Annotated in this window: 13 protein-coding genes; 9 read left to right on the forward strand and 4 right to left on the reverse strand. The window is 41.1% G+C overall.

The genetic code is table 11. The features are described 5' to 3' along the window. Positions 1-180 precede the first annotated feature (180 nt). On the forward strand, positions 181-714 hold the full coding sequence (locus tag HS960_RS25750) for a hypothetical protein (protein ID WP_182330815.1): 534 nt from the start codon (positions 181-183) through the stop codon (positions 712-714). After that, positions 695-1252 (forward strand): STM3941 family protein, encoded by a 558-nt coding sequence (locus HS960_RS25755; protein WP_182330816.1) that lies wholly within the window; start codon positions 695-697, stop codon positions 1250-1252. The genes HS960_RS25750 and HS960_RS25755 overlap by 20 nt, the downstream gene beginning before the upstream one ends. A gap of 8 nt (positions 1253-1260) precedes the next feature. On the opposite strand, the gene HS960_RS25760 is transcribed toward HS960_RS25755, so the two are convergent. From HS960_RS25760 to HS960_RS25770, 3 genes are read right to left on the reverse strand one after another with little or no spacing between them, the layout of a single operon-like run. Continuing rightward, the gene (locus tag HS960_RS25760) at positions 1261-2502 is read right to left on the reverse strand and encodes an RNA polymerase sigma factor (RefSeq protein ID WP_182330817.1); all 1242 of its coding nucleotides are present in this window, start codon (positions 2500-2502) and stop codon (positions 1261-1263) included. Between the two features lie 50 nt (positions 2503-2552). Then, complete coding sequence (locus HS960_RS25765) at positions 2553-2891, reverse strand: YciI family protein (RefSeq protein ID WP_075993946.1); 339 nt, start codon at positions 2889-2891, stop codon at positions 2553-2555. A gap of 40 nt (positions 2892-2931) precedes the next feature. Beyond that, positions 2932-3408 carry a carboxymuconolactone decarboxylase family protein gene (locus HS960_RS25770; protein ID WP_153845133.1) on the reverse strand — a complete coding sequence of 159 codons (477 nt, stop codon included), beginning with the start codon at positions 3406-3408 and terminating at the stop codon, positions 2932-2934. 224 nt (positions 3409-3632) lie between these two features. On the opposite strand from HS960_RS25770, the gene HS960_RS25775 reads away from it, so the two are divergent. From HS960_RS25775 to HS960_RS25785, 3 genes are all read left to right on the forward strand, one after another. Next, positions 3633-4337: an MgtC/SapB family protein gene (locus HS960_RS25775; protein WP_182330818.1), complete on the forward strand. Its 705-nt coding sequence runs from the start codon at positions 3633-3635 to the stop codon at positions 4335-4337. Positions 4338-4410: 73 nt separating this feature from the next. Continuing rightward, positions 4411-7110 (forward strand): magnesium-translocating P-type ATPase, encoded by a 2700-nt coding sequence (gene mgtA, locus HS960_RS25780; protein WP_182330819.1) that lies wholly within the window; start codon positions 4411-4413, stop codon positions 7108-7110. 68 nt (positions 7111-7178) lie between these two features. After that, positions 7179-8933 (forward strand): DUF885 domain-containing protein, encoded by a 1755-nt coding sequence (locus HS960_RS25785; RefSeq protein ID WP_182330820.1) that lies wholly within the window; start codon positions 7179-7181, stop codon positions 8931-8933. Positions 8934-8995: 62 nt separating this feature from the next. On the opposite strand, the gene HS960_RS25790 is transcribed toward HS960_RS25785, so the two are convergent. Next, positions 8996-9985, reverse strand: coding sequence for a GlxA family transcriptional regulator (locus HS960_RS25790; RefSeq protein ID WP_182330821.1), 990 nt, complete (start codon positions 9983-9985; stop codon positions 8996-8998). A 135-nt stretch (positions 9986-10120) separates the two neighbouring features. Here HS960_RS25790 and HS960_RS25795 point away from each other — a divergent pair, with 135 nt between their 5' ends. The 4 genes from HS960_RS25795 (at position 10121) to HS960_RS25810 (ending at position 11997) form a co-directional block, all read left to right on the forward strand. Continuing rightward, complete coding sequence (locus tag HS960_RS25795) at positions 10121-10543, forward strand: SRPBCC family protein (protein ID WP_182330822.1); 423 nt, start codon at positions 10121-10123, stop codon at positions 10541-10543. A gap of 62 nt (positions 10544-10605) precedes the next feature. Then, a complete protein-coding gene (locus tag HS960_RS25800) occupies positions 10606-11028 on the forward strand; it encodes a DoxX family protein (protein ID WP_145330114.1) in 423 nt (140 codons plus the stop codon). A 108-nt stretch (positions 11029-11136) separates the two neighbouring features. After that, positions 11137-11586 (forward strand): SRPBCC family protein, encoded by a 450-nt coding sequence (locus HS960_RS25805; protein WP_145330116.1) that lies wholly within the window; start codon positions 11137-11139, stop codon positions 11584-11586. Positions 11587-11595: 9 nt separating this feature from the next. Continuing rightward, a complete protein-coding gene (locus tag HS960_RS25810; protein WP_182330823.1) occupies positions 11596-11997 on the forward strand; it encodes a VOC family protein in 402 nt (133 codons plus the stop codon). Positions 11998-12020 lie beyond the last annotated feature (23 nt).

The raw sequence follows: 12020 nt of genomic DNA on the forward strand, positions 1-12020 counted from the left end.
TATGTTGTAATTGCTAATATATTAAAAATTAACATTTTGTGCAATATAAATCGCTCCGATATCGTGCTTTTTCCGCCTAAAAGGAAGGGTTTATGACAATTTATAGAGCAGGAGGGCGGCGGCAACATGTTTGCCTTTTTCATGATAATTAATTACTTTGGTCACAAACAGTATTTATATATGAAGCACTTACTATTTATTATTTTCATGTCGATGAGCTTATTTTTTACGGCTTGTCAATCCCCAAGTCCAGAGACTTTTTTCGGAAAAGTTGTTTTAAACACAAATCTTGTAGCAGATTTTGCCCCTGAACGCTATGGCAAACAGCTCGAGCAGGAGACCGTAGAATTTGCGGATATGCCCTCCAGTAAGAAAGTAGGCGATGAAGCTCAAAAATCTGTCGGGATCAAAATTCAGATTGTCGAAAAGGCCTTAAAGGATATTAAGGAACTGAATGTTTCCGATGCCGATGCAAAAGCACTGAAAGAGCAGTCTATTGCATTATTTGAAAAAGTGTTGTCTGTCTATAAAAATGAATATACCGCTTATGCAAAGTTATGTGATGGCAAAGGTTCGGCTGAAGAAAAGCAGGCATTACTCCAAAAGATCGAAAAAAACGATATGCCTTCCATTAACGAGGTGTTTGACAACGTATATACTTTAGGAAAAGCTTATGCTGAAAAACATAACCTGAATGTTAACTGGGGAAATTAAGCAGATGAAGGAAACAAGTTTATACAGAAATAAAAAGAAAACAAGTCAGCTATTGTCAATTTCGGGAGGCCTATGTTTGTTGCTTCTGGTCATTTTATTGTACAGTATCGGTTTATTTGATGGTGTATTTAAAGCCAAACCGACAGTTTTCTCTGCAGGAGCATTGCTGGTACTCTTAATTTTATTGTTTTCCAGCCTACTGAGCCTTCGGGATAAAACAGCGCAAATTGTTTTGAACGACCGCTATTTTCTTGGAAAGACAACACCAGTATCGAAAGCTTTTGGCCAAGGCGACTGGCAGGATGTCAAAAGCATCGACTTACAAAAAGTCGGTGGTGATACGATGGTCATTGTTACATTGGGTAATCCCCCTAAATATAAAGAGCAGCTTTCGTCGCTGTTATGGAAAATGGCTTATCAAGAATCCACTCAAGAATTGTCTATCATGTATTCGTCCTCAACTATTGATTTGGATCCCTCGGAGCTATACCAACTTTTTGTATCCTATTGGAAAGGGGCAAAAGTAATCGATAAGTAGTAAACAAATTAGGCCATTGCAGACTTTATAGCATCAATCTTCTGTTGGATGATCTCTTTTTCCAATGTTGTTTTAGCCAGGATTTTTGCTTTGTTAAAGTTTGCGATGGCTTTGTTTTTGTCCAGTTCCTTATAGAGTTCACCAAGGAGCACAAGATAAAAGTGATTGTCTTCTAGTTGTAAGGTTTTTACTTCGATTAATGCGGCTTTAACACCTTTTACTTTATACAGTGCAAATATTCTATTCAATGCAGCTGCTGGGGAATAATTGACGACTAATAAACGGTCATACCATTGCAGGATTTCGGCCCATTTTTCTGGACTGTCTTCCTTTATACAATGGCATTGCGCAATCTTTGCCTCCAGATGGTAGGATGTGAGTTCGTCTCCCGATGCAGCGTTCTTGAGAAAATGAAGCCCTTGATGTATAAGTTCTTGATTCCAGCGCTCCTCATCCTGTTGCTCATACAAAATGAAATCACCTTCATTGGTCAGCCTTGCCTCGAAACGGGAGGAATGAAAACAAATCAGCGCAATAAGCGCATTGGTCTTAGGTGTATTTGTTTTTTCATAAGTCGAAAGCATTAACGCAAGGCGTAAAGCTTCAATACAGAGCTCCTTTCTTAAAATTTGATTTTGGGTTTTAGAATAATACCCTTCATTAAATAAGAGGTAAATAATATGGAGTACGTTATCGAGGCGTTTAATAATTTCTGTTTCAGGGGGCAGTTCGAGTTCGATCTTTTCTGAACGTAGTTTTTCCTTCGCTCGGAATAGGCGCTTATTGATGGTTTCTTTGTTGGAAAGAAATGCTTCGGCAATTTCTTCTATACCAAAACCACAGAGGATTCTAAGGGCAAGACCTATTTGAGCCTCACTGGCAATTGCAGGCGTGCAGATTGCAAACAGCATTTTTAATTGGCTGTCTTTGATATTTTCCTGCGAGAAATTAAAGTCGTCGAAGCTTTCCGCTTCCGGCTCTCTCTGCCGCACTTCAGGGATGATTTTATCTGTAAATATTTTATTTCTTCGAAACTGGGCCAATGTCTTTTGTTTTGCAGCCGTGTACAGCCAAGCCGTAGGATTTGCAGGAACGCCTTTGGTCTGCCAAGATTCTGTGGCCAATAAGAAAGTTTCGCTGACGATATCTTCGGCGATTTCGATGTATTGGAGACCAAAACCCTTACTGATGACAGCGACTATTTTGGTAAATTCTTGCTGGAAAAGCTGTTTTAGAAAATCCGGATCCATAAGTCTAAAATAAGGGCGGCTGTGCGTGTGTACAGCTGCCCCGTATATGATTAGTTGAGCAGTGCACGTATCTCTACACTGCCGTTAAATTCGAGGATAGGACAGCCATGGGCCAAGGTTGTGGCTTCGTCAAGATCGTCTGCTGCGACGACAATAAAACCGCCGAGTCTTTCCCTAATCTCCACAAAAGGTCCATCCGTAACGATACCGCCTGGCTTTAATACCTTTCCGGCTGGCTCAAGACGGGAGCCATGATCCTTCAGTTTACCTTGCGCATCGATGTCACTGATCCAGTCGTACCATCTTTTGTTTACAGCTTTTGCTTCTTCCTCTGTCAGCTGACTTGGTTCATTGGCCCCCTGACGAAATAATAAGATGAAATCTTTCATTTTTATGGTTTAATTTATCGTATAAATTTCGACCTCGTGTTTATGAGGTTGGCTGTACTTTGTGCTGCCCAACTTTGTAGCTTCCTGCTTGTGTGCGGAAGGAAATATTGATCCTGTTATACGAATTGATCGCTGTAATGGCCAAGGTCAGGTCGATAAGTTCTTCTTCCGAAAATACAGCAGTTGCTTTCGTATAAACCTCGTCCGACACATCGCCATGCGTAATTTTCGTCACGGCTTCGGCCCATTCCAGCGCAGTACGTTCACGTTCGCTATACAGGGGGGCTTCCCGCCAGGCATCCAATAAGAACAATCGTTGTGGTTGATCTCCCGTCGCCAGTAGATCTTTTGAATGCATATCCAGACAATACGCACAGCCATTGATTTGTGATACACGGAAATAAATAAGATGCAAAAGCTCTTGTTCTATCGAACACTTGCTCAGATATGTACCTATTCCATACATTGATTTCATGGCGTTTTGCCCTTTTGCGAAAAAATTGATGCGTTGTTCCATTTTTTTATTGTTTTTAGTGTAACTGATTTACACCACAACAATGCTTGAAGTTAAAGAAATTGGACATGTTGATCTGTGTATTTTTAAATTAAGTTGTAAAGCATTGTTTTTCAATTGTTTAATTTAATTATTTCTCTAATGAAATTCTAATAATTTTCTAAAAGATCTCTAACGGATTCTAGGAGCAGGAATGTGGACCTTTGCAGGCAAAGGAGGAAAAAGAGATGAGTGTTTTTGAATTTGCCATACGATTATTTGTAGCATTACTTTTGGGGGCTGCTGTGGGAGTAGAGCGCCAATGGCGCCAGAAAAATGCGGGGCTTCGGACAAATACCTTAGTTTCGTTGGGAGCAGCAGCTTTTGTGCTGCTTTCCATAGAAATTGGCGGTGATGCTATCGGACGGATTGCTTCTTATGTGGTCAGCGGAATTGGTTTTCTTGGCGCTGGTGTGATTATGAAGGACGGTTTGAATGTGCATGGTCTAAACACGGCGGCGACGATTTGGTGTTCGGCTGCAGTAGGCGCGCTCTCCGGTCTAGGTTTGCATGCCCAAGCATTTGTCGTTGCGCTGGCTATTATTTTTACACACCTGATCTTTCGTCCAATCGGACAGAAAATGGCCTTCTTGACTTTTAATAAATCAGCAGCATCACAGACCGAATATCTACTGACCATAGGCTGTGGGATAGACATCGAAAATCATATTCGTGTTTTATTGATGCAGATGCTGAGTAGTAACGAAAAACTGTTGTTGACTTCGCTTTCGAGTGACGATACCCTCGCTACAAATGGCGTTGTCATTAGTGCCATCGTTAGAGCTATCGGTCAGCAAGACAGTCTTATCGAACGGATGGCTAGCCGATTGACCATCGAAGAAAGAGTAACAAAAATAAGCTGGGAAATTATAGGTACAGAGTCGGATCTGTAATAAGAATCGGATCTGTAATAAGAACGGGATTTACGGAAATTAACATGAAAGGGGCTATAGGGCTATGATTAAAATGAACAATAAAACAGCAAAGAATCAATTGCACAATATGATCAGTTCTAATGGAATGAATGTGGGGACCGTGACCAAGTTGCAGGGGGTGGCCAGTCAGGATGAAAAACTTGCCTGCGCGATGTTAGAAACGAGCAGAGAGGGGATTACAGACGAAATGGCTAAGGAACGTCAACAGAAATTTGGATTAAATGAAGTGAAACATCAAAAGGCCCCAAAGTGGTATGTGCAGCTATTGAAATCTTTTGCTAACCCCTTTATATATATTCTGTTATTGATTGCCACTGTTTCCTTTATCATCGATGTAGGGCTTCCAGAGGTTGGCGAACGAGATTATAAAACAGTTGTTGTGGTGTCCATTATGATTTTGGTCAGTGCGCTGCTTCGTTTTGTACAGGAGTATCGAAGTAATGCCGCTGCAGAAAAATTAAAAAGTATGGTCAAAACTACGGCGACGGTATTGCGGAAATTTAAAGGGAAAAGAGAGATTCCTATCGTTGAACTGGTGCCGGGAGATATTGTATACCTTTCTGCCGGGGATATGATACCTGCAGATTGCCGTATCGTTCAAAGTAAAGACCTTTTTGTGAGCGAAAGCATGTTGACAGGTGAGGCGCTTCCTGTAGAGAAGAATTATTTGCCCATCCGGAATGCGGCGGACAAATCACCTATTGAACTTTGTAATATTTGTTTTATGGGAACCAATGTTGTTAGTGGATCGGCGACAGCCGTGATTGTAACGACAGGAAGTTACACCTATTTTGGGAGTATCAGCAAATCGATTACCGGCGAACGTCCCGAAACAAGTTTTGATAAGGGTATAAATAAGGTGAGTTTTTTATTGATCCGTTTTATGCTGGTCATGGTTCCGCTGATTTTCTTGATCAATGGATTGATGAAAGGGAACTGGACGGAAGCGCTACTTTTTGCCATTGCTGTCGCTGTAGGTTTAACCCCCGAAATGCTGCCCATGATTGTAACCGCTAACCTGGCAAAGGGTGCTGTCAATATGAGCAAGCGTAAAGTCATCGTCAAGCGGTTAAATTCTATCCAGAATATAGGTGCCATGGATATTCTGTGCACCGACAAAACAGGGACATTGACATTGGACAAGATCGTCATGGAAAAACATCTTAATGTGTATGGGGTCGAAGATGATGAGGTGCTCAAATGGGCCTATCTCAATAGTTTTCATCAGACTGGTCTCAAGAATTTGATGGATAAGGCTGTGCTGGAACATGCCGAATTGCACGATTACTTGAAAGTGGAAGATCAATATCTGAAAATTGACGAGATTCCATTTGATTTTCAGCGACGACGAATGTCTGTGGTCCTCAAACAGCATAATGGTAAACATCTGTTGATCTGTAAAGGGGCCGTAGAGGAAATGCTTGAGCTTTGTACACATGCTTTTGATCCGGGAGATGACCGTAGCCTGCATGTCGAAAATGACCGTACTGTACCGATGGACGATACGATGCGTAAAATTGTATTGAAAACATCCAGAAAGATGAATGAGGAAGGGCTGCGTGTTTTATTGGTTGCGATCCGCGAATTTGACGGTGCTCACCCCTTGACCTATGCTGTTGCAGATGAAGAGAAGTTAACTTTAACCGGTTTCATCGGCTTTTTGGATCCGGTCAAACCATCTTCACAGCCGGCCATTGAAGCCTTACAAAAATTGGGAATCGGGATCAAAGTGTTGACTGGAGATAATGAGATTATCACACGCAAAATTTGTATGGATGTCGGCATTCCGGTGGATCGGATTGTCAATGGAAATGAGTTAGATCGCATTCCGGATACCGAGCTAAATCAATGTGTTGATGAGGTATCGGTATTTGCAAAGTTGAGCCCTCTCCAAAAAGTTCGTGTTGTAAAAGCATTGCGGGATAAAGGACATACGGTTGGATTTATGGGCGATGGTATCAATGATGCAGCGGCACTTAAGGAAGCGGATGTGGGTATCAGTGTGGATACGGCTGTTGACATTACCAAAGAAAGTGCCGATATCATTCTGCTGGAAAAAGATCTCATGGTGCTGCGCAAAGGGGTTATTTATGGACGTCGAACTTTTGGCAATATCATTAAATATATCAAGATGACGGCAAGCAGCAATTTCGGCAATATGTTCAGTATGCTTGGGGCCAGTGCTTTTCTTCCCTTTCTACCGATGTTACCCGTGCATCTGCTTATTCAAAATCTACTCTACGATATATCGCAGGTATCTATTCCTTGGGACAGTATGGATGAGGAATTTATCGTCGAGCCAAAGAAATGGGACGCTGGTAGTGTCTCCAAGTTTATGTTATTTATTGGCCCTATAAGTTCATTGTTTGATTTCGCCACTTTTGCAGTATTGTTTTTCGTGTTCAAGGCCAATACGGTATCGGATCAAACACTCTTTCAGACTGGTTGGTTTGTAGAGGGATTGCTTTCACAAACATTAATTATCCATATGATAAGGACCAAAAAAATACCCTTTATTCAAAGCTGGGCTGCTGCACCGGTTGTTGCCTTGACGAGTTTAATTATGATTATTGGTGTCGTTTTGCCGTTTACGTCATTTGCCGCTGCCTTAAAAATGGAAGCACTGCCTCTGACTTATTTTCCATGGCTTATCGGCATTTTGGTCTGCTATTGTTTACTTACACAGTGGGTCAAAAATTGGTTTATCCAAAAATTTCATACCTGGTTATAGTTTTAAATTATTGGAGTAAAATGCTGAAATTCATCAACAATAATGTTAATTTTAGACAAATTACTCCAATGAAACTTATAACATATACCCTTGCTATCGCTGGATTGGGCCTGATGGCTTCCTGTGGATCGGGAACTCATAACAGACAATCTGCTGCTGATACTGCTGTGAATGAAAAGTTTAAATCGTATGAGGACCGCTTTATTCAGCAGCTTTGGAAAGAAAATCCGGAATGGGCTACCCAAGTTGGGTTCCATCAGTATGATTCCTTGTTGACAATTCCGGATGCCAATACGCGAAAACTACGTATGGAGTTTTCAAAGCGACATTTGGACAGCCTCAAAAGTTTTGATCTGAGCACCTTGAATCTTTCTCAGCAAACAGATTATCATCTGATTCAAAACTATCTTGAATCCAATGTTTGGTCTATTGAGAAAGAGCGCGCGTATGAGTGGAATCCTTCTTCGTACAATGTTGGGGGGACGATCGCTTTTATGCTTGCCGAGAATTATGCACCATTATCGACCCGACTTAAAGCTATTTATCAACGTTTGACGAAGATTCCGGCCTATTATGAGGCCGCTAAAGGACAGCTTAAAAATCCGGCCTTGGTATTGACCGATTTGGCAATTCAACAGAATTTGGGCGGTTTATCTGTTTTTGAAAGCGATTTGCGGGATTCACTGAAAAAATCCGATCTGCCGGCTTCAGAAAAGGATGCCATCCAGAAGGCTTCGCAACAAGCTATTGCGGCGATCAACGGATATGTTCAATTTTTAAAAGTGACACCGAATCCTTCTCCGCGAAGTTTTAGATTAGGAAAAGAACTTTACGACAAGAAATTTGATTTCGATATCCAATCGGGTTCAACGGCCGAACAGATTTATCAGGCCGCTCTAGCAAGAAAAAGCTATTTACACGGAGAGATGTATAAAATCAGCAAAGAGCTGTGGCCTAAATATTTTGGAAAATCATCCTTGCCGTCAGATAGTTTGCTTGTCATTCGAAAGATGATCGACACCCTGTCTGTCAAACATGTTAAAGCAGAAGAGTTTCAATCTGCTATCGAAGCACAGATACCGAAGCTGGTTGCGTTTGTCAAACAAAAGGATTTATTGTACATTGATGATAGCAAGCCGCTTGTGGTGCGCAAAGAGCCTGCTTATATGGCTGGTGTTGCGGGAGCTTCAATCAGTGCACCTGGTCCATACGATAAAGGTGGGAATACCTATTACAATGTGGGCAGTCTGACAGGCTGGACCAAAGAGGCAACGGAAAGTTACCTTCGGGAGTATAACCATTATATCTTGCAAATACTCAATATCCACGAAGCTATTCCGGGCCATTATACCCAATTGGTGTATGCAAACCAATCGCCGAGTCTCATCAAGAGTATTTTAGGTAATGGTGCAATGATTGAGGGCTGGGCTGTCTATACCGAACAAATGATGCTCGAAAACGGTTACGGTGACAATGCTCCTGAAATGTGGTTGATGTGGTACAAATGGCATCTGCGTACCGTGTGCAATGCTATACTCGATTATAGCGTCCATGTGAAAAATATGAGTGAAAAAGACGCTATGCATTTGTTGGTTGATGAAGCGTTTCAACAACAGGCCGAAGCAGCCGGTAAATGGAAACGTGTGTCTGTGAGCAGTGTGCAGCTGACGTCTTACTTTACGGGATATAAAGAAATTTATGACCTTAGGGAAGCTGTAAAACAAAAAGAAGGGAAACAGTTTAATTTGAAGGCGTTCAATGAAAAATTCCTGAGTTTTGGTAATTCACCCGTGAAATATATTCGGGAAATGATGTTAAAATAAATAGAAGGAATTCGAGTAATGATAAAGCCACTCCTCAGAGTGGCTTTATTGTTTATCACAGCTTATTGCTCAATGGCGACATCAGCAGTTACCTTCGCAAATTTGTTTCGATAATCTATTGGTGTAAGGCCTGTAATTTTTCGAAAAATATCCCGAAAGGCTTTTGTATCGGTATAGCCTACATCAAACATCACCTCAGAAACGTTTTTTCGTGATGCTTCGAAGAATTTTTTTGCAGCTTCGATGCGTACGCGTTGCAGGTATTCGACAGGCGTGTTGTTGGTTGCTTCTTTGAATCTCCGTTCAAATGTTCGCCGCCCAATATTGACATGATTGGCCAGTTCTTCGACTGTAATTTTCTCCTCGTACTTCTTCTCGATATAGTCTTGAGCTTGTTGAATATCCAGATCAACATGATTACGTTGACCTCTGAATATGGCGAATTGCGATTGATTATCCCGGCTGATATCCAGTGCAAAATATTTGGCTATGAGTACGGCTGTTTCCCTGTCGGAATACTTTTCCACTAAATAGAGTATCAGATTCCATAAGCTGCTCGCGCCACCACTGCTGTAGATGTTTTCATGTTCAGTGATCACAGCGCCATCCTCAATTTCAATGTGAGGGTATTTTTCCTTGAACTCTTCAATATGTGCCCAGTGTGTCGAACATTTTTTTCCATCTAAAAGACCTGTCTCAGCGAGCAGGAAAGCACCCACGCATAGACTGGCAAGACTAGCCCCTTTGTGGTACAGTTTTGTGAAATAAGGGATCGCTTCGGCATTATCGCGTATTCCTTTTTCTATGTTGCCAAAAATAGGCGGTATAATAAGCAGATCTGTTTTCTGAACGTCCTGTAGTAGCCGGTTTGTCTTGATGGTATACTCCCCACTATTGGCCGGAACGTAAGTCGTTAAACCTACATATTCGACTTCAAAAATAGGCTGTTTTCCAAAGGCCGTTAGAAATTCATTGGCCGTATGAAAGGTTCTGAACGCAGGGGTAATACCTTCGATAGTGCCGTATTCGGGAACAAAAACAGAGATTTGCATATCATTTTTGGTTTATGATATAAAGGTACAAATAGTTTTTGTCGTAATCTACCCCTAAAGTTGTCGTCTTTGCAACAGCCGCAATGTTGTGATCCTTTGCATCTTTGTTATATCAATATAAACAATAGAAAAACAATGGAAAGACAGACAAAAATTACAGTTGAAGCAACGATTAATGCTCCTGTAGAAAAAGTATGGAAATTATGGAACAGTCCAACGGATATTATACGATGGAACTCGGCAGACCCGAGCTGGCACTGCCCAAGCAGTGAAAATGATCTTCGCGTGGATGGTACTTTTAAAAATAGAATGGAGGCAAAAGATGGAAGCTTCGGATTTGACTTCGAAGGAACCTACCATACTGTAAATTTATACAAGGAAATTGCGTATACCATGACTGATGGAAGAACTGTAAATACGCTTTTTTCAGAAGTGGAAGGAAAAACCAGTGTGATTACACTTTTTGATGCGGAACAGGAAAATGATCCTGAATTCCAAAAATCGGGCTGGCAGGCTATTCTAAATAACTTCGTAAACTATGTAGAATCTGCGAATTAGTAATTCTTGGGTTCAAGGCTGATCATCACTGAAATTATACATTTATACAAACGACTTATACAATGAAAAAGAACAAGATTGCTTTTTGGATAGCAACGGTATTTATAGTTCTCTGGGAAGGACTGATGCCACTTGGAACACTGTTATTTGCGCCGCAATATATCAATGCAGGTACAAAACCATTGGGATATCCCGACTATTTTGCCTATGCTTTAATTATCTGTAAGCTGTTGGGCGTTATCGCAATTGCAGTACCGCAGGTTCCGACCAAATTAAAAGAATGGGCCTATGCTGGATTGACATTCAATTTAATATTTGCTTTTATTAGTCACGCATGTGTTGACAAAAATGCAGCATTTATGGTGATGCCCATTTTAGTATTGGGGATACTTGCTGTTTCTTATTTCTATCAGGCCAAGATTACTCGTTTAAGCAACAAAGAGACAGCTGGTACAGGAGCATATCATCAGACTTCAGTAGTGTAGCAAGTTTACCGGATTGTATTGGACTGAAAGAATGTACTGAAAGAATGTACTGATAGCGAGTAAAAACAAAAAATAAGCAATGGTTATTCACTTATAAACAATATAGATATGAAAACGAATCATATTTCATTACATCGAATTATTCAGGCAAGTCCTGAAAAGGTATTCCGTGCTTTCGCAGATCCGATAGCACATGCCAGCTGGCTACCTCCTTATGGTTTTGTCTGTACAGTACAGCAAATGGATTTTAAAGTAGGCGGAAGTTTCAAAATGACTTTCATTAATTTTAGTACCGGGCATAGCCATTCTTTTGGTGGTGAGTACCTTGAGATTGAACAAGATACCTTTATCAAGTACGTGGATCGATTTGATGATCCCAATTTACCGGGTGAAATGACTACGACTGTTTCCTTGCGTAAAGTGATCTGTGGTACAGAGCTTAAGATTGAACAGACTGGAATTCCTGAGGTTATTCCTGCCGAGATGTGCTACCTTGGATGGCAAGAGTCGTTGGAAAAAATGAGAAAACTTGTAGAGCCTGAAATACCGGATGCATAGCCAATTGATATGATGTTAGTTCAGCCAATGGAACGCTTGCAAAGCGGAATTTTCATTACATTCTCAGGAAATTGTAGAGCGGCACTTACGTTTTATCAGACCTGTTTTGGGGGAACGTTACATTTTGATATGTTCGACGAACCCTTGCAGGGCTGTGCTGAAATGCCTGTAGTGAGTGCCACTCTTATTTCCGGACGTATCGCAATTTACGGCTCTGATTTGGTACACAACGAGGGACGGAGAGTAGGAAACTACGTCGCTGTGTTTTTGCCCTGTCGGGATATTTCCGAGCGTGGGGAATTGATTGAAAGACTTACATCCCAACAAAAAAGAAGAATAGATTTTGATAAGCAGCAGAAATTTATTGAAGTAACTGATTTGTTCAATGTGCGCTGGGTTCTGGGAATTTAGATTCCGCTTTCCTATACATTTGT

It is taken from the genome of Sphingobacterium paramultivorum, assembly GCF_014109745.1.
In the GTDB taxonomy this organism is placed as follows: domain Bacteria; phylum Bacteroidota; class Bacteroidia; order Sphingobacteriales; family Sphingobacteriaceae; genus Sphingobacterium; species Sphingobacterium paramultivorum.

Bases quoted from the DNA above. Each gene is read 5' to 3' on its own strand.
- HS960_RS25750 (WP_182330815.1), top strand. From the start codon at position 181: ATGAAGCACTTACTATTTATTATTTTCATGTCGATGAGCTTATTTTTT.
- HS960_RS25755 (WP_182330816.1), top strand. From the start codon at position 695: ATGTTAACTGGGGAAATTAAGCAGATGAAGGAAACAAGTTTATACAGA.
- HS960_RS25760 (WP_182330817.1), bottom strand. From the start codon at position 2,502: ATGGATCCGGATTTTCTAAAACAGCTTTTCCAGCAAGAATTTACCAAA.
- HS960_RS25765 (WP_075993946.1), bottom strand. From the start codon at position 2,891: ATGAAAGATTTCATCTTATTATTTCGTCAGGGGGCCAATGAACCAAGT.
- HS960_RS25770 (WP_153845133.1), bottom strand. From the start codon at position 3,408: ATGGAACAACGCATCAATTTTTTCGCAAAAGGGCAAAACGCCATGAAA.
- HS960_RS25775 (WP_182330818.1), top strand. From the start codon at position 3,633: ATGAGTGTTTTTGAATTTGCCATACGATTATTTGTAGCATTACTTTTG.
- mgtA (WP_182330819.1), top strand. From the start codon at position 4,411: ATGAACAATAAAACAGCAAAGAATCAATTGCACAATATGATCAGTTCT.
- HS960_RS25785 (WP_182330820.1), top strand. From the start codon at position 7,179: ATGAAACTTATAACATATACCCTTGCTATCGCTGGATTGGGCCTGATG.
- HS960_RS25790 (WP_182330821.1), bottom strand. From the start codon at position 9,985: ATGCAAATCTCTGTTTTTGTTCCCGAATACGGCACTATCGAAGGTATT.
- HS960_RS25795 (WP_182330822.1), top strand. From the start codon at position 10,121: ATGGAAAGACAGACAAAAATTACAGTTGAAGCAACGATTAATGCTCCT.
- HS960_RS25800 (WP_145330114.1), top strand. From the start codon at position 10,606: ATGAAAAAGAACAAGATTGCTTTTTGGATAGCAACGGTATTTATAGTT.
- HS960_RS25805 (WP_145330116.1), top strand. From the start codon at position 11,137: ATGAAAACGAATCATATTTCATTACATCGAATTATTCAGGCAAGTCCT.
- HS960_RS25810 (WP_182330823.1), top strand. From the start codon at position 11,596: ATGATGTTAGTTCAGCCAATGGAACGCTTGCAAAGCGGAATTTTCATT.